14 protein-coding genes are annotated in these 16,955 nt (G+C 39.8%); 9 read left to right on the plus strand and 5 right to left on the minus strand.

Annotated elements, in window-relative coordinates; all coding sequences use genetic code 11:
- The first annotated feature begins 1,314 nt into the window (after positions 1–1,314).
- From C7B62_RS19305 to C7B62_RS19315, 3 genes are read left to right on the plus strand one after another with little or no spacing between them, the layout of a single operon-like run.
- A complete protein-coding gene (locus C7B62_RS19305; protein WP_199194282.1) occupies positions 1,315–1,923 on the plus strand; it encodes a helix-turn-helix domain-containing protein in 609 nt (202 codons plus the stop codon).
- A gap of 35 nt (positions 1,924–1,958) precedes the next feature.
- Positions 1,959–5,012: a peptidase domain-containing ABC transporter gene (locus tag C7B62_RS19310; RefSeq protein ID WP_106240866.1), complete on the plus strand. Its 3,054-nt coding sequence runs from the start codon at positions 1,959–1,961 to the stop codon at positions 5,010–5,012.
- A 26-nt stretch (positions 5,013–5,038) separates the two neighbouring features.
- Positions 5,039–7,093: a response regulator gene (locus C7B62_RS19315; protein ID WP_106240869.1), complete on the plus strand. Its 2,055-nt coding sequence runs from the start codon at positions 5,039–5,041 to the stop codon at positions 7,091–7,093.
- Between the two features lie 17 nt (positions 7,094–7,110).
- Here the strand turns inward: C7B62_RS19315 and C7B62_RS19320 are convergent, their stop codons facing one another.
- A complete protein-coding gene (locus tag C7B62_RS19320) occupies positions 7,111–8,181 on the minus strand; it encodes a hypothetical protein (RefSeq protein WP_106240903.1) in 1,071 nt (356 codons plus the stop codon).
- A 226-nt stretch (positions 8,182–8,407) separates the two neighbouring features.
- Between C7B62_RS19320 and C7B62_RS19325 the strand changes: the two genes are divergently transcribed.
- The gene (locus C7B62_RS19325) at positions 8,408–8,692 is read left to right on the plus strand and encodes a hypothetical protein (RefSeq protein ID WP_106240872.1); all 285 of its coding nucleotides are present in this window, start codon (positions 8,408–8,410) and stop codon (positions 8,690–8,692) included.
- Between the two features lie 102 nt (positions 8,693–8,794).
- Here the strand turns inward: C7B62_RS19325 and C7B62_RS19330 are convergent, their stop codons facing one another.
- The gene (locus tag C7B62_RS19330) at positions 8,795–9,466 is read right to left on the minus strand and encodes a Uma2 family endonuclease (protein ID WP_106240875.1); all 672 of its coding nucleotides are present in this window, start codon (positions 9,464–9,466) and stop codon (positions 8,795–8,797) included.
- A gap of 208 nt (positions 9,467–9,674) precedes the next feature.
- On the opposite strand from C7B62_RS19330, the gene C7B62_RS19335 reads away from it, so the two are divergent.
- The gene (locus C7B62_RS19335; RefSeq protein ID WP_158260714.1) at positions 9,675–10,088 is read left to right on the plus strand and encodes a M20/M25/M40 family metallo-hydrolase; all 414 of its coding nucleotides are present in this window, start codon (positions 9,675–9,677) and stop codon (positions 10,086–10,088) included.
- 370 nt (positions 10,089–10,458) lie between these two features.
- Here C7B62_RS19335 and C7B62_RS19340 read toward each other — a convergent pair whose 3' ends face one another.
- Positions 10,459–10,746 (minus strand): RNA-binding protein, encoded by a 288-nt coding sequence (locus C7B62_RS19340; protein WP_106240881.1) that lies wholly within the window; start codon positions 10,744–10,746, stop codon positions 10,459–10,461.
- A 512-nt stretch (positions 10,747–11,258) separates the two neighbouring features.
- Between C7B62_RS19340 and C7B62_RS19345 the strand changes: the two genes are divergently transcribed.
- The gene (locus C7B62_RS19345) at positions 11,259–11,906 is read left to right on the plus strand and encodes a hypothetical protein (RefSeq protein WP_158260715.1); all 648 of its coding nucleotides are present in this window, start codon (positions 11,259–11,261) and stop codon (positions 11,904–11,906) included.
- A gap of 66 nt (positions 11,907–11,972) precedes the next feature.
- On the opposite strand, the gene C7B62_RS19350 is transcribed toward C7B62_RS19345, so the two are convergent.
- Positions 11,973–13,577 carry a Ppx/GppA phosphatase family protein gene (locus C7B62_RS19350; protein WP_106240886.1) on the minus strand — a complete coding sequence of 535 codons (1,605 nt, stop codon included), beginning with the start codon at positions 13,575–13,577 and terminating at the stop codon, positions 11,973–11,975.
- Between the two features lie 222 nt (positions 13,578–13,799).
- On the opposite strand from C7B62_RS19350, the gene C7B62_RS19355 reads away from it, so the two are divergent.
- The 3 genes from C7B62_RS19355 to C7B62_RS19365 all read left to right on the plus strand — a co-directional run bounded on the left by C7B62_RS19355 (position 13,800) and on the right by C7B62_RS19365 (position 15,588).
- Entirely contained in the window at positions 13,800–14,678 is an 879-nt protein-coding gene (locus tag C7B62_RS19355; RefSeq protein ID WP_106240890.1) for a 4-hydroxybenzoate solanesyltransferase, read from the plus strand.
- Positions 14,679–14,915: 237 nt separating this feature from the next.
- Positions 14,916–15,053, plus strand: a complete 138-nt coding sequence (locus tag C7B62_RS19360; RefSeq protein WP_106240897.1) for a photosystem II reaction center protein K — start codon at positions 14,916–14,918, stop codon at positions 15,051–15,053.
- 181 nt (positions 15,054–15,234) lie between these two features.
- Entirely contained in the window at positions 15,235–15,588 is a 354-nt protein-coding gene (locus tag C7B62_RS19365; protein ID WP_106240907.1) for a DUF4870 domain-containing protein, read from the plus strand.
- A 297-nt stretch (positions 15,589–15,885) separates the two neighbouring features.
- On the opposite strand, the gene C7B62_RS19370 is transcribed toward C7B62_RS19365, so the two are convergent.
- Positions 15,886–16,641: an SIMPL domain-containing protein gene (locus tag C7B62_RS19370; protein ID WP_106240900.1), complete on the minus strand. Its 756-nt coding sequence runs from the start codon at positions 16,639–16,641 to the stop codon at positions 15,886–15,888.
- Positions 16,642–16,955 lie beyond the last annotated feature (314 nt).

The following is a 16,955-nucleotide window of genomic DNA, read 5'->3' on the forward strand; positions in this document are numbered from 1 at the left end:
ACCTACTACCTATTTGCGAAGCTTATCCTTTAGGACTACCCACTACCTATTTGCGAAGCTTATCCTTTAGGACTACCTACTACTTACTACCTACTACCCATTTGCGAAGCTACATGCGGCAAAGTGCCTTTGTCCTTTAGGACTACCTACTACCTATTTGCGAAGCTACATGCGGCAAAGTGCCTTTGTCCTTTAGGACTACCTACTACTTACTACCTACTACCCACTACCTAAAAACTAATCAATGTAGTTTCATAAATCAAACAGGGCTGCTATATAGTCATTCCAATTAGAAAACATAGGTTAATTAGTACTACTTTTCATCATTCATCATTCATCCCTCATCGTTTTATCCTAAAAAATACACTTCGCTATCGATTAATCTTCCTCCCCCAGACTTTTTTTCGTTCACCCATCCTCACAACTTCTTCAGATTTATTATTTAAATTCACATCAGATGTTCTCTAGTTATTCTCGATTTGTCGATAGTTTAAATTTGTAATTACATAAACGTTTGATTGGTCAACTCAGACAAAGAATTGAGTGAGGAAGCCCGCAAGCGTAAGGGCGAAGCCAAGCTAGTCCTTGAGGGTATCCTTTAGTGAAAGTCTCGTTTGAGGAGGTTTTTTATGAAATTCAACAACTTGATCTTGATTCCGTTATGGCGGGGTTTCCCCGCCACCTCTCTCTTTCAAAATACTGAACGTAATCCCGAACGGTTTTTTAAATAAGACTGTTTCTGGATTCGCGATTGATATGGCTGCTAAAATCACCTTTTATACTTTACGTCTCCTTCTTCGTCTTCAGTTTAGAATCGACGTTCAAACATTCCAATCAGTAACTTCTTTCTTCAATTTAATTGACATTACATGTTAATTAAAAAAATCATATTATTTTATAATATATCGAATATTTTAACTATTTTATGTCTAAAAATGTAGGTATAGTAAATCACTATTTTAATTAAAAAATTATGATAAACTTACTAAGTTCGTAATTTATATTGTAGTTTAATAATTAAACTGTTTAGAAGTAAAAAGAGTTAATTAGTGTTTTTTGTATAATTACAAGGGTTTATTAGTGAAATTTAGAGATAAATGCTTCAACTATTATTTAATTTATCACTTACTTTTAATATTATTGTAAACTAATATTACATAATTTACTTCAATTGTAGCATAGCGATATAATCGGTTTAATAAAAAACATTTACTTAAAAAAGTATCAACTGCATAATTCAAGAATCACAGAACTAATAAAAAGTATACAGTTCTGTTGCTTTGTTTAATTAGTAAGCTGAGAGTATCCAAGATCATGATGAGCAATTACTTAAACCAAAATGTTACTGAAAGTAATACTTTAGAGCAGGAAAACGGTACATTACTATCACCATTTCAACGAAAGCTATTACTTAAAAATTTAGAAGAAGATTTGCGTCCTGAATTTCGGCGTCGGATTAAAATTATGTTGCTGGCAGATTCAGGGCATTCTCAAGTAGAAATTTGCCAGGCTCTAAACTGTTCTAATGAAACCGCAAGATATTGGATTTATACGGCACGAATTGGACAAGCTCATAATTGGCACGAACTATCTATTGGTAGACCAAAGAGGGTTAACGAAGATTATTTAAATCGATTAGAAGAATTGGTCAATCAAAGTCCTCGAGATTGTGGCTACGCTTTTACTCGCTGGACAGCACAATGGTTAAGCAAACACTTAGCCAAGGAATTAAATATTGAAATAGGTGCGCGCCATGTCAATCGACTGCTGAAAAAGATGGGATTATCTACTCGTCATCACAAGTTGGAGAGAGATAAACCAAAATGCGAAAATCGCCCTGGAATTGTGATTGGTAATCTGAGCCACGCTTGTGAACCTAAGTCAGTGGACTTTAGACTATTTCCGATTGAAAAAGAATACTAAAATACTAATTTTAAAAATCTTACCTAGCCAAAGCGATGACTCTAGATATATCGTCTCCATCGACTCTAAAAAAAGATCTAGAACAAAAGCTCAAGCAAGCTATTGGGATAAAATTATCTTCTTCGGAATTAAATCTCTGTCTGAAGGCGATCCAGATCATTGAACCAAAACCAGGAGAAAAATTTTGGCAATCTTCGGGAGCGACTCCAGGGGTCTATATTGCGATCGCTGGTAAAGCCAGACTGCTCGATTACCAAGATGAATTTTTAGCATCACTAGAACCAGGGTCATCTTTTGGGGAGTTGACTTTATTTCCTGAAGAAGCTTTTTTTCCCTATCTAGCGAGGGCTTCTTTTAAACTAAAGCTTGCCTATTTGCCTGGTGAACTTTTACAACAGTTAATCGCACAAAACTCCGCTCTGGGCAAACAATTACACCGCCGTGCTTTGCAGCTTGAATTATTGCTCCGCTGCCGTCAAACTGCTGAATTTAAAGATGCTCCCGTCAGCGAGTTAAATAAACTTGTCTCTTTGCTACAACCTCACCATCTAGCAACAGGCAAACTAAAAGAGTCAGTGCTTAAGGATCGAGGGATGTGGTTAATTAGAAAAGGAGAATTAATTAACTCTAAACGACTGCTGCAATCTGGTAGTATTTATTTTCCAAATTCCGAGCATGACGATAACTCCTGGGGAGTTCAAAAACCGACAGAACTATATACTCTCAGTCGGGAAAATGCCCGACAAGCAGGATTAGGATTAAATTTACATTCACTGTCAACTCCAACAGCTCAAGCAATAACGGCAACTAATTTAACCCGTACAACTTCGACTATAGACGTCTCCCAGCTAGTTGCGACTAAGCAGCCCCCCAAAAAGCCCCAAGTTTATTTCCCCAAACCAGCTCAACGAGTCGGTCATCTTTGGCAACGATTAACTCGTCGTTATCCTTACTATGGTCAACAAAGTGCTTCCGATTGTGGTGCAGCCTGTTTGGTAATGGTGGGACGCTATTGGGGCAAACAATTCAGTCTTAATCGACTGCGAGAATTAGCTAGGGTAAATCGTAGTGGTTCATTGCTCAAAGGTTTGGTCACTGCGGCGGAAACGATTGGCTTCGTGACGCGACCAGTTAAAGCTTCTTTAAACCAGTTAGCCAAACAACAACTTCCAGCGATCGCCCATTGGGAAGGCAACCATTATATAGTTGTGTATGAAATTAAAGGCAATCGTGTAGTAGTCGGCGATCCTGCCTTGGGTCAACGTACCCTGACGGCAAGAGAGTTTCAAGCTGGCTGGACTGATTACGCACTATTGCTCGAACCCACGGTTCTATTAACCGAAGCTCAAGAAGCTAAAACTCAATTTTGGCAGTTTTTAGAATTAGTTCGCCCTCATAAGTTTGTACTCTCGGAAATCTTTATAGCGTCCTTGTTGATCCAGCTATTTTCCTTAGTAACGCCGTTGCTAACTCAACTGTTACTCGATCGCGTGGTGGTGCAGCGTAGTAGTCTGAGTTTAATCGCTGTAGTAGTAGGGTTATTAATTTTTGGGCTATTTAAAGTAGCAATGACGGGATTGCGTCAATATCTACTAGATCACACTGCCCAACGGGTTGATTTAGCCTTAATTGTGGGTTTTATTCGTCATACTTTTCGTTTACCTCTGAGCTTTTTTGAATCTCGTTATGTCGGGGATATTATTGCTCGCATTCAGGAAAATCATAAAATCCAGCGTTTCTTGACGGGAGAAGCCCTATCAATCGTCCTCGATTTGCTCACCGTATTCATTTATATTGGCTTAATGTTTTGGTATAGCTGGCAACTAGCCCTGCTGGCACTCTCAATTATCCCACCGTTTTTCTTGCTGGCTCTAATTGCCACACCATTTTTGCAAAAAGTTTCTCGCGAAATTTTTACGGCTCTAGCCAAAGAAAGTAGCTTTTTGATTGAAGCCCTAACAGGAGTAACCACCATCAAATCCATGGCAGTCGAGCAGAGAGTCCGCTGGCAATGGGAACAATTGCTTAATCGCTCAATTAGCAAAACTTTCGCAGGACAGGTGATCAGTAATCAGCTACAAATTTTTAGCTCGACAATTGAAGTCTTGGCTAGTACAGCTATCCTGGGCTACGGTGCTTGGCAAGTGATTCAAAACCAACTAACTATCGGTCAATTGGTGGCTTTTAATATGCTCCTAGGCAACGTGATTAGCCCCTTCAAGCGACTAACCATCTTGTGGAATCAACTCCAAGAAGTAGTTATTTCTGTCGAAAGGATCAATGATGTCCTCGATGCCGAGCCAGAAGAAGACCTCAATCATCAACCCCGTCAAATCATGTCATCGTTGCAGGGACACTTATCCTTTCAAGCAGTGACTTTTCGTTATCACCCAGACAATGAAACCAACGTGATCGAAAATCTCAGCTTTGAAGTGCAGCCTGGACAAACTGTCGCCCTGGTTGGTCGTAGTGGTTCGGGCAAAACGACCGTTTCTAAGTTGATTTTAGGTATGTATGCACCTACCGACGGCAAAGTTTTAATTGATGGTCAAGATTTAACTACCGTATCTCTGCAATCGTTGCGATCGCAAATTGGGGTAGTCGATCAATCTAATTTTTTGTTTGGGGGGACAATTAGGGAAAATATCAGTATTTCTCATCCCGAAGCCAATATCGAAGAGATTCGCCACGCTGCGACCTTAGCAGGAGCAAGTGAGTTTATCGAACAGTTGCCCCTAAGCTACGAAGCCCCGATTGGAGAACGAGGTGGAATGCTCTCAGGGGGGCAATGTCAGCGTTTGGCGATCGCCCGTGCTTTATTAGGCAATCCTCGTCTATTGATTCTAGATGAAGCGACCAGTAACCTCGACGCAGAATCAGAGCGTATTATTCAGACTAACCTCAACACCATTCTTAAGGGTCGCACAACGATTATTATTGCTCACCGCCTCTCCACAATTCGCCAAGCCGATTTAATCTTAGTCCTTGATCGAGGCATCTTGGTTGAAAGCGGCACTCATACAGAGTTAATGACCAAAAAAGGTCATTACTTTTATTTAAACCAGCAACAGTTATCGATTAACGATTAACGATTAACAATCAAGGATTTATCACCATGTCCTATACAACTGAAACCCAAGATTCATGCTTTCCCAAAGAAATCGTTAAGAAAATACGAATTCTGATTGTCGATGACCAGAATCTTATCTGCAAACTAATGCCCATAGCTTTAGAAGCAGAACCCGATCTCGAAGTTGTGGGGATGGCAAATGATGGCGCAACAGCCCTAGAATTGGCGGCCAAGCTGCAACCAGATATTGCCTTGATTGATATTGAAATGCCTGGTATGGATGGAATTGAAACAACTCAAAAATTTTGTGAGTCTTTCCTCTCTACTAAAGTAGTTATTTTCAGCAATTATGACCAACAAGAGTACATCGATGCAGCTTTCGATGCAGGTGCTAAAGGATATCTTAGTAAAAATACCTCCTCTGAGGAACTAGCTCGTGCCATTCGCTTTATCGATCGCAACTATGTACATTTGAGTCAGGGATTATTTCAGCCAATAGAGACAAAAGTTTTAGAGGCTCAGGTCGATTTAAAAAAAGAATTAGCAGATTTGAGACAAGAATTAGATGATGATCGCGTCTTAAATCTAAAATTAATCGCCGAAAGGACTAGCGAAGTTACTGATAACACCGCTATAGTTCCTTCAAGCTCAAAACTAGCATCATTGCCAGAAGATGACTGGTCAATGGCAACCAAGGATTTACTAGATGCGATGCCTCGTCTTTGGACTAGAGGATTATTTTATGTGTTGGTAGTTTTTACTGGAATAATTTTACCCTGGTCGATTTTAGCGAAAGTAGACGAAACGGGGATGGCTCGCGGTAAATTAGAACCCAAAGCCCAAATAGTTGAGCTAGACGCACCCGTAGCTGGTACAGTCGCTGCGATCAAAGTCAAAGAAGGTGATACAGTCAAAGCCCAACAGATTTTGCTAGAGTTAGAATCCGATGTGATTCGAGCTGATCTTCAGCAACTAGAAGAAAAACAAACGGGTCAACTAAACCGTTTAACCCAGCTTGAACTGATGCAAAATCAACTATCTTTGGCACTACGCACTCAAGAACAACAAAACCAAGCTCAAGAATTAGCTAAACAAGCCCAGGTAAAGCAAGCTAGACAAAGTCTCAATGGACTCCAAACCCTTTATCTAACTCAAAAACAAGAAAAGTTAGCCCAGCTTGAACAATTTAAAGGTGCGATTAACGCCAGCGATGCCAATCATCGATTAGCCGAAGTTGCTCTAGCAGGTTCACAAAAAAAAGCATCTCGCTATGCTCAAGCTTTTAAAGATGGCATCATCCCCGCCGACCGCCTGGAAGATATTCAACAGCAAGCAGCAGAAAACCAAGAACGTCTCAGTGTAGCCGGTTCAGAACTAGAACAATCTCGCGATCGCCTTACGGAACAACTACGTAATTACGACAAATTAATTCAGCAAACCCAATCAGAAATCGAACAGGCAGGTTTGCGCCTACAAGAACAAGAGCGTAGCTATCAAAGTGTTGTCCATTCAGGAGAACTAACATTGCTAAAAACCGAAGAGCAGCTCAAAAATTTAGAAACTCAAATTTCTGACCTCAAATCCGAAATCGCTCAAGGCAAAAGCCAAATTGGTTCTTTAAACTTTCAGCTAACCCAGCGAGTTTTAAAAGCACCCGCTAATGGTACAGTATTTCACTTACCTATCTCTGGGGCGGGCGCAGTCGTACAGTCGGGAGAAAATTTAGTTGAGATTGCCCCTAAAAATTCTCCTTTGGCGTTGAAAGCCAACATGACTCCTACCGAAAGCGGCTTTTTGAGAGTGGGAATGCCAGTGAAGATTAAGTTTGATGCCTATCCTTTTCAAGATTATGGAGTACAGGCAGGTAAAGTTAGCTGGATTTCTCCAGATTCAAAAATAATCGAAACGGCTCAAGGTCAACAAGAAATCTTTGAACTAAAAATCGAATTAGAGCAAGATTATATCGAAGGTAATCATCAGCGAATTACCCTGACTCCTGGTCAAACCGCCACGGCGGAAGTAATAATTCGTCAACGTCGTTTAATTGATTTTGTACTCGATCCTTTCAAAAAACTCCAGAAAGGCGGTTTAGAACTATAAACTCGATCAATAATAAATCAATTAAGATCAGGATTAAAATCCTCAGTCAAAATTTTCAAACGGACAATTTGCTCACCTTCTTCATCTAAAGGTACTTCAATAATATCGCCAGTTAGAGTTTCTAAGCAGGTTAAAAGAGATCGCAAATGAGGATTTGATGCCCCCGTTTCTACATACAGGCGATCGGCAACGTTACTGATGCGTTTCCAGGTAGTATAGAGTTTGCCAACAGTTTGCTCAAGGGTAGTGGCTTGTTTGACTAAATCCGCAGCAGTGTTCATACAGTCTAGTCTCAGGGCTTCTTCTAGGGCTAATTCCATGTCTACTGCCTTATTCCGCAAGCTTTGTACTTGGGCAGCAGCATCGAGATATTTAGCCAGGTTTTTCGCCTCACTAGTCATTAATTTGACCGTATCAATATCGGGGCTTTCGGCAATTTCCCTTTTTATTTCAATTAAATGAGATTCTGGTAACTTTTCCATTTCGCGAACTAAAGGGGCGAGGTGCCGAGTGGGTAAGATGCCCGCCGATGCTTTTTCCTTAACTTCATCGGGTAGTAATTCTGAACTCATCGCCGTCCACTCATCAGAAAGCTGCTTGACTTCTCTACGGGTAATGCGATCGCCTTTTTGTGCAGCTTCACTCACAAGCTGCTGTATTTCTGGGGCAGATTTAGCCGTTTCGACAAATGCCCGCTTGCTAAAGTTATTGATATTTTCCGCGTCTAACACCCCATCAGCCAATAAGGTATCGGCACTGTTTGCCAGTTGAATTAAAGTATAAGCCTGAGACTTGGTGATCTCGCGATCTTTGAGCCAGTTGAGAAAACCTGCTCCTCTACCTTCTCCACCTTTCTTTTCCCTGTCCCTAACAGAGCGTAAAACTCGTCCTCGCCAGATATCTGTTTGCAAATCAAAGCGATCGCATATTTGCCAAATCGTATCTAGCTGACTGCGGAAATCTATTTCCAAAATCTCTTCATCTTCAGGATCGGGCAACTGAAAATTAAAATCGGCGGGAATTTCTAAAGCAGCAACGATTTCTTCGTTCGATACGCTATTTCCATTAACGACGGTAGCTTCACTCATGCGGGGCAAAATATAACAAACAGTAAAAAGCAGATTAGCACAGATCGCCATAGCTTCAATAGTGCAAAACAAGTTAAATGTGAGTAGATCGCAGTATCCTTGTGGCTAGAAGTCTGAATACTTTTGATGAACATGCAGGAATCACCCGAATCTTTTTAACGAATATTACGCCAACCAAAATGGCAAAGGAACGCCTGCTGATGGTGGACTTTCGGATCTAATTGGATTGGGAAAAGACGCACCGACAAACTTAGGCGATACCCAAATATCGAAAGGTGTAGTTGATTACGACGATACAGTGACGAGCGATCGCATCCTCGCATCCGCCGATCTCTACTATATCTGCATCCACGAATTCTTGGGCGTGTTCCGCGTCATGAACAAGCTGCAAGAACTCTTTCGTGCGGGAACTTTACGAATTTCTAGCGGAGAAGAAGCTTATAACTCTATCGCTTTGACAGACGTAACATTCTGCGCTATTGAATGCGCGATCGCCATCTACGTGCTTTAAAACACCAAAGAGCTACCGCTGAAGCAGAATATTTCTTGTAGTTTTAGCGATGTCAGCCCTTTCAAATCAATCAATCCACAAACTGCGATCGCCTCCTGTTTTTCACAACTGCTCTGGATCTACTCCCATTTCCCGTAATTTATCGGCTAATTTTGCTGCTTTTTGCTCGGCTAGTTTGGCTCTTTGTTCAGATTCCTCTGCTTTTTGCGCGATCGCTGTATAGCTTAACAAGCTTTTCTCGTCTGGACGATAAATTTGTAGCTCAGTTTCTGTAAGCTCAAACCGAATTTTCAATCTAGGACTAACCCACTGGTAAATCGGTTCAATTATGTCCAAAAAGCCTTCATTCCGCACCCAACCACTCAGATCGTTAAGTTCGGGATCGTATAGATAATACTCTTCTACACCAAAGCGATCGTAAAACAGCAGCTTACGATTCATCTCAGCTTTTGTGTTTCCAGGCGAAAGAATCTCAAATACTACTTGTGGTGCTATGTTATCTTCTTCCCACTGTTTGTATGAACCTCGGTCGCCTTTTGGTCTACCAAAGGCTACCAATGTATCTGGGGCAACGCGAGTCTTATTATCTCCCTCAACGGGATACCACAACAAGTCTCCAGCTACGAATACATTTGGATCTTCAGCAAATAACCATTCTAGATTTTCTTTGATAGTTACAATCCAGCGAAACTGCTTGGTATTATCTGCCATCGGCTGTCCATCGCGATCAGGATAAATGATTTCTGGCTTTGAGGATGGTTGTAGTTGCACCATAAGCTGACTGTGCAGTTAATTTACTATTAATTCAATTTTGACAGAGATTATGTTTTTTGCGTCAACCTCTACCACTGCAACTCTCAATTACGCCCGACAATCGGAGGTGCGATCGCGTTGGCTATCTTAACTAGGCGAACTGATTGCCTTTTCTACGATCTTAGCTTTACCCAAGCACCGACGAGATCTCAAAACCTGCGCTCAATGGTTGGCAAGACACTTAGCAGAAATAGGGCTACACCACGTCAGAGTATTACCAGGAATAAATAAAGGTGCGCCTAACATTTATGCCGATTGGTTACTAGCACCAGGAAAGCCAACCTTATTACTTTACAGTCATTATGATGTCCAGCCTGTGGATCCGATTCAAGAATGGCGAGCGCCTCCCTTTAAAGCCAGGATTATCGGTGACAATTTATATGCTAGAGGTGTTAGCGATGATCAAGGACAATTGTTTATTCATCTCAAAGCTATTGAAAGTTATTTTCTACGAAAAAGTACCGTAGAAAAATACCTTAAGAAAGGTTTATTAACTCTAAAATGGTTGCGAGCAAAACTACATAAAGGCTGGAAAGCTCCCACCAATAAAGAGTTATTTTTCGCGATCGCTGAATTCAATTAAAGAGTATTTAAAGAGTATATTCGTAGCATTTAATTGGAGTTGCGATCTATTTTTAGAAGCTGAGGGAGTTGATTGGTGTGAGGTTAGGAATGTGGAGGAGTTGAGGGAACAGTTAAACTTATCAAGGTATTAGACTATTAACTGTTTAAATAATTAAAAGAGTTCCTGTAGGGGCGACAGAAAGAATGAGAAAGCTTGCTGGATCAATGTTTTAGCCCTCATACCCTTAGCAATGACTTCAAAACATCAGTTTAATTTTAAATCTCGATGTAATCAAATAAGAAAACGCCTCTAGAAAAGCGATTGTAGAATAATCTACTAGATCTCTAAACTAGAGGCATTGATTTAAGAAGTAATTAAGGAAGTTAAATTAAAAGCGGTTATTGCTACGACCACCACTAAATGAACTTCTGTCTTCACGGGGTTTCGCTTTATTAACTTTCAGCGCACGATCCATCCATTCTGCACCGTCTAAAGCTTCAATAGCTTTGTCTTCGTTAGCTTCTGATTCCATTTCGACAAACGCAAAACCACGAACGCGCCCTGTTTCGCGATCGCTAGGAATATGAACTCGTTTAACAGTTCCATACTCGGCAAAGACTTCATTTAGGTCTTCTTGGTTAACTTCATAGGATAAATTGCCTACGTAAATTGACATGATATTAGTTGTCTGCTCAATGAATGTTGTGTTTAGAGAGACTGGATTATTGTCCAAGAAATAGCTCAATACTTTACGGAAAAAATCTGTAGAGACTGGATACAAACTCAATCATTAATCTGTTGATTCTCAGTCTTAACACTAACACTTTTATCGAAATAAAACGAAATTGTTTTATTTGTTCCAAGGCGATCGCGTATCTTGAAGCTGCGGGGGGTGATTGGACTGAGGTTAGGAATGTTGAGGAGTTGAGGGAACAGTTAAATTTATCAAGGTATTAAGTAGTTCCACTTAGTTAAACATCAAACGTTCTACAGCAAAATTACTCTGTTGACCTCAATTATATTTTTAGCGTAGCAAAATCACGATCGCACCAAAGGTAAAGATGTAGATCTATAAACAAAGCGATCGAAATCATTTCTCTTCCATATGATTTAGGTAATGATTTTAAAATACAGTTTTCAAAAAACAAGTTTTTTCTATTACTGAGACATTTTTAAACATTATTTCATATGTTGCTATCTAAATTACTGACGTTGTTCTCATCCAAAGCTAGCTACAATCCTCAATTGGATCGAGCTAGAGAAAGACATCACAACTTGCCAAAAACTGAAAACGATAAATTTTATTTCTTAGCCCATCAAAACTACCGCGAGGCTTGCCAAACTGCTCAAGATAGATATGCCGATCTAGCCAAAACTTTACGGGCGATGGTCAAAGAGCATTATGCTTCAGCAGAACAAAATAAAATTAATGCCATTATCATCTCAGCAATCGACATTCTAGCAAGTAAAGCTAGCATCTTTCCTGATATGGATTACGAAGACGTTTGGTATACCGATCATTACGACTTGATTGAATTAGCAAGAAATATGGGAGTAGGAGATGAGACTTTGCCCCACTGGTCACAAGAATCTAATCTTTATAATCGCTATTTGGAACTGCGTAGTTCAGATTTAGTGCAAATTTTGCTAGAAGTTTCTGAAGAAGCTTTGATTGATGGTTATCAGTCTGGGGCTGATGTCAATAAATGGTTTAGCTATGTAGCTAGAGAAGCGCTTAAGTCTCGTAAAAGAATATCTCGCTATCGTCGTAAACAAAGTGAATCGCTTTATATTTCCTGTAGAGGTTCAAATATTAGCGACTGGGATCAAAATTAACTTGATTTATTATCTCCAGTATTGCCAAACACCACTACGTTGTTCATGAATATTATTATTGCTTCCTTAATTAAAAGTAGCGACGGGTAATTTTTCGGTAATCATAGCAATTAACTTTACATCAAACTCCTCTTCAAATACTTCTTTCTTATAGCTAAGATTCCATAGTTCTAAGGAACAAGGATCGCCAATTTCTGTGGGCTTAATTTGCAAAGAAAGAGCGCGATTATGACTATCGTACTGACAATTTACTGCGGCGATCGCCCCCTTATTTCTGCGGTCTAGAGCTACTGCTAATCTAAGCATAGCGCTTAATTGACGCACCATTAGCTGATACTGTTTGTGGGGCAGTTGATAATAGGCTGTGTGTTTTTTCTTGGGTTTGCTGCGACGATGATAGCGAGCGATATTCGCAATTAGTTCTAGCTCTAGTTCGGTAAAGCCTAGAAGTTCTGCATTACGAATGAGATAGTAAGAATGTTTGTGATGAGATGAGTGGCTAATATACACCCCACAATTATGTAAAATTGCTGCCGACCATAGTAATTCTCTTTCCGCCTCACTCCAAGTATGAAGTTGTCCCTGTAGCTGATCAAAAATGCTTAGGGCAAATCTCGCTACTCGTTGGCTATAATCGAGATCGACATGATATTTTTGAGCAATTTTAATAACGTTGCGGTTTTTGACTTCGTTTTGATACCGAAGCCGATTATTAATTAGACCACGGGTTAACATCCAATCAACGATCATGCCTTCTCTTAAGGCTCTTTCGCAAATAATAATAGAATCCAGCTTAAGCATCTGCATTGCTTCAAGCAAAATAACCGCCCCAGGAACGATAATCTCGGCTCTTTTGTCCGCTAGTCCAGAGACTTCCAAGCGTTCTCTATAGCTCATTCTCGCCAGCCTTTTGACGATTTTTTCAATCTCCTTGTATTTAATTTCATAGCCATTGAGGGGGTCAGGAACTCCTCCTAATGTGTCCTTAGCATGAATTTCAGCAATGGTTTCAATTGTGCCAGAAGTACCGATAGTGCGGGGAACTTCATTTAACTGAAGATTCTGCCAAATTTCATCTACAGGACGTTCTAACATCCCTCTAACATAGGCTCTTAAAACTTTTAATTCGCGATCGCTAATGGGATCGGTAGTCACAAATTCTTGAGATAACCTTACTGCACCGATTTTGGTGCTACTGAGAAGACGAGGTTCATGGACATCAGCCAGGATGATTTCGGTTGAACCACCACCAATGTCGATAATAATATGAGGCTGTTCATTAAAGTCCATCCCCGATAGTACCCCTAAATAAATTCTGCGGGCTTCTTCTTTGCCAGAAATAAGATTGACGACGATGCCTAATTCTGATTTTATCTGACGTAAAAAATCTTCTCCATTGGCAGCTTCTCTCGTGGCGCTAGTAGCCACCGCAATGATTTGTTCTGCTTTGAGGCTGCTTGCCAGTTCTTTACACCGTCTTAGAGTATTGAGAGAACGATTAATTGCTTCTGGGGTCAATTCTCCTGTAGCTGGATCGCGATCGCCTAACCTGACTGGCTCTTTTTCCTTCGCAATTACGGTAAATGAAGGCAGAGAAGGCTCAATCTGCACGATTACCATATGAATTGAATTAGTGCCGATATCGATCGCTGCAATAATCTTTTGGTTCATAACCTTTGACGACAAGAGGAATTTCCCTAAAGTCCAAATTTACAGATAAAATTAAACTTAAAACTTGACAAATCTAGCACACTAATCACATTTTTAAGTTGAGGCATTAGTAACCAGATATTGTTCATAATCTCATGTATTTTGCCTAGGGCAACAAATAGTCTTAAGATTTTATAAATATTTATCAATTTATCAACTAAATTATTTAATTTTAGATTCAATATGTCCTCATCTCAAACCAGTGAACCAACCTGGCAAAAAGTAATTCGCCTGCTGCGCTGGGATAAACCAGCAGGAAGACTAATTTTGATGATTCCCGCCCTGTGGGCTGTGGTGCTGGCAGCAAAGGGTACTCCGCCTGCGCCACTAGTGGGAGTAATTATCTTAGGCACGTTAGCTACCAGTGCAGCAGGATGTGTGGTTAACGATCTTTGGGATAAAGATATTGATCCCCAGGTGGCTCGAACCAAAACCCGTCCTTTAGCTTCTCGCGCTCTTTCCGTACAAGTAGGAATCGTGATCTTGTTCATTTCTTTCGCCTGTGCTGCGGTATTGGCGTTTTATTTAAATCTTCTCAGCTTTTTGCTGTGTGTGGCTGCTGTTCCCTTAATTATCTTCTATCCTTTAGCCAAGCGAGTATTTCCTGTTCCTCAGTTAGTTTTATCTTGTGCTTGGGGGTTTGCCGTATTAATTAGCTGGACTGCGGTGACAGCCAAGATTGAACCGATAACTTGGTTACTTTGGGGGGCAACAGTAGCCTGGACTTTGGGTTTTGATACGGGATATGCTTTAAGCGATCGCGAAGATGATCTCAAATTGGGAATTAACTCCAGCGCCATCTTTTTTGGTAAATATACCCCTGAAGCGATCGGCTTTTTTTATGCCATCACTTCTTCATTGCTTGCTTTGATGGGTTTCAAGCTAGCTTTGAATTCAGCCTTTTGGTTTAGTTTGGCATTTGCTACAGTAGGCTGGCTCTGGCAATATTTAACCTTACGCCAACCCTCTATCCCTCGTTCAGTTTATGGCAAAGTTTTGGGTCAAAATGTATGGCTAGGCTTTATTTTGTTAGCAGGAATGATTTTGGGTTATGTAGCCTAGAAAATCATAGTTATTACCCTAAATCTATGAGGTAAATTATGGTAGTATTTTTACTATTAACTCGAGTATTCCCTTGCCTTTAGCCAACAGTTTGTACTTTTATAAAAGGTATGGGCTTTTCGGCGATGCGGTGAAACAGTCTGTAGAGGTTAATCTAGCTCTCTTTTGAACTAACTGTCGAACCTTTTATAGGGTTTCTCGTTATTTTAAGAAAATTTTTGGAAGGTATATAGATATATGGAAGCTGCAATGATCTTGGCAGATTTGCCTGAAGCTTACGCTATGTTCAAACCCTTGGTAGATGTGCTACCAATAATACCCGTGTTTTTTCTTGCTCTAGCTTTTGTTTGGCAAGCAGCAGTCGGATTCAAATAAATTAAATTGATTTATTCTATTTAAATTGAGGCATCTAGGATGAGCTGGGTGCTTTTCATTTGCCTTCAATCAATAGAAATTTAAACATCCAACCGTAGTGTAAAATCTCTACTTCCTCAAAAGCAGACCAAGCGATAGTATTTAACTGTTGGGTTTGGCTCGTTTTGACATAGGAGAAATAATGCAAACAGAATCTAGTTTAGACAAAAAAAAGCTACTTTCCGCCCTAGCACATGGCTCAGCTTTTATTAGCGTATTGGTCTTATCTATCGGTATCCCAATCGCCATTATGACGGTTTCTGAAGATACTGTAATTAGAGACAATGCTAAAGAGGCGATTAATTTTCACCTTAACATCTGGCTGGTTGGGGGAATTATTGGCGTCATGTCCTTTTTCTCATTTGGACTTGCAGGCTTTGTTTTAGGTCCTATTTGGCTTGTTGCTCACTGGGGTTTATCCATTTGGGCAATTGCACAGTGTCTACAAACCCCAGACCAAGTTTTTCGCTATCCTTTTATTTTTCGTATTGTATAACTACAAGGTAAACATCAACCAAGTACCAAGGACGAAAGTAATGTAGGCGATCGCGACAATAGTATAAGCTGCGGTGTTAGTAATCATAGTTGACTTATCAAAGGTTTTCTATTTCCGTCAATGATGCTAACACCTGCCTTTTAAAGCTCAGGTATTATAATATACATTAAGTTGAATATTTACTTAATTATTTTAAAATACATAAAAATTAATAGAGATTGAATCAGGGTGAATTATTCAAAATATGGCGATCCCATTAAACACTAAGTAATATGATGAGAAATACTCTTAGTGAGCTTAATAAGTAATTTGCATAGTAACAGAAGCTTCAACTGTTTGCTCTCCAGCAACAACAGGAGTACTTACTTTTGCTTCTGAGGCGTACATTGCATCTCTGGCAAAAGGTTGAGGCTGTTCTAGTCTAGCATCGTCCATTTCAATCTTGACGATTTCTTTCGATGTCAGATTAAGAGTATCTAAAACAACATCTGCCCGATCCTGAGCATTAATAGTTGCCTTACGTAAAGCTTCTTTTTTAGCATTAAAAATTGCTTCAGGAGTAGCGGTGAAATTCACTCCATCAACGCGACTTGCTCCAGCTTCAACTGTGTCGTCTAATAATACACCCACCTGCTCTATTGAAACACGAAAGCTAACTGTATTACTGCCAGTGTAACCTGTCAAAATCATCTGACCGCTGTTTTGCTCGACTTGTTCATAATTTGGGTATAGTCTAACTCCAGTAGTTTGTAAATGTTCAACATCTTTTGAACGGAGGACATTCACCACTACCGAAGTTTTTTTGGCAATCTCTTGTTGTACCTCAGCTGCATTTTTTCCTTTAACCTCTACTCCTAATTCGACTTCTGCAATAGTAGTAGCAATTGATTCCATACCGTTTCCCGTTACTATCAACGTTCGAGCTGGTTCTGGTTCAGCCACAACTGAACTAACCGAAATCAGGCTTAAAAAACTGCTGATGAAAAGGAATAAACCCAGACGCTCATAAAATTCATAAGAAACAATAGGTTTATTGATACTTTTTTTAATCATTTTTCTTATTTCTTAGCTTAATTTTTAGTAGTTATAGTCATTCCAAATAACAACCAGACGATCTCTGAGAAAAGTAGTAAGTAGCAAATAAGATTTGACCTTATTATCAATACAAAACTACCATAAGGAAATTAATTGGAATGACTATATTAATTGACGTAGTACTTTAATATCATTGTTCCCATAGCAACTCTGATAATTTGCACTGTTCAAGCAATTACACTAAAGTGAAAAGCCCCAAAAAAAATGCCCCCCAAATAAATGGAGAGCATTTTTTTAATTAATTTAATCTAGTCCAAGATTAACCGTTGATT

Origin of the sequence: Pleurocapsa sp. CCALA 161 (genome assembly GCF_003003995.1) — a bacterium.
Classification (GTDB): Bacteria; Cyanobacteriota; Cyanobacteriia; order Cyanobacteriales; family Xenococcaceae; genus Waterburya.

Coding starts and splice junctions, on each gene's coding strand:
- C7B62_RS19355 (WP_106240890.1), top strand. CDS start 13,800: ATGTCCTCATCTCAAACCAGTGAACCAACCTGGCAAAAAGTAATTCGC.
- C7B62_RS19345 (WP_158260715.1), top strand. CDS start 11,259: ATGTTGCTATCTAAATTACTGACGTTGTTCTCATCCAAAGCTAGCTAC.
- C7B62_RS19365 (WP_106240907.1), top strand. CDS start 15,235: ATGCAAACAGAATCTAGTTTAGACAAAAAAAAGCTACTTTCCGCCCTA.
- C7B62_RS19320 (WP_106240903.1), bottom strand. CDS start 8,181: ATGAGTGAAGCTACCGTCGTTAATGGAAATAGCGTATCGAACGAAGAA.
- C7B62_RS19370 (WP_106240900.1), bottom strand. CDS start 16,641: ATGATTAAAAAAAGTATCAATAAACCTATTGTTTCTTATGAATTTTAT.
- C7B62_RS19315 (WP_106240869.1), top strand. CDS start 5,039: ATGTCCTATACAACTGAAACCCAAGATTCATGCTTTCCCAAAGAAATC.
- C7B62_RS19350 (WP_106240886.1), bottom strand. CDS start 13,577: ATGAACCAAAAGATTATTGCAGCGATCGATATCGGCACTAATTCAATT.
- C7B62_RS19330 (WP_106240875.1), bottom strand. CDS start 9,466: ATGGTGCAACTACAACCATCCTCAAAGCCAGAAATCATTTATCCTGAT.
- C7B62_RS19340 (WP_106240881.1), bottom strand. CDS start 10,746: ATGTCAATTTACGTAGGCAATTTATCCTATGAAGTTAACCAAGAAGAC.
- C7B62_RS19310 (WP_106240866.1), top strand. CDS start 1,959: ATGACTCTAGATATATCGTCTCCATCGACTCTAAAAAAAGATCTAGAA.
- C7B62_RS19360 (WP_106240897.1), top strand. CDS start 14,916: ATGGAAGCTGCAATGATCTTGGCAGATTTGCCTGAAGCTTACGCTATG.
- C7B62_RS19305 (WP_199194282.1), top strand. CDS start 1,315: ATGATGAGCAATTACTTAAACCAAAATGTTACTGAAAGTAATACTTTA.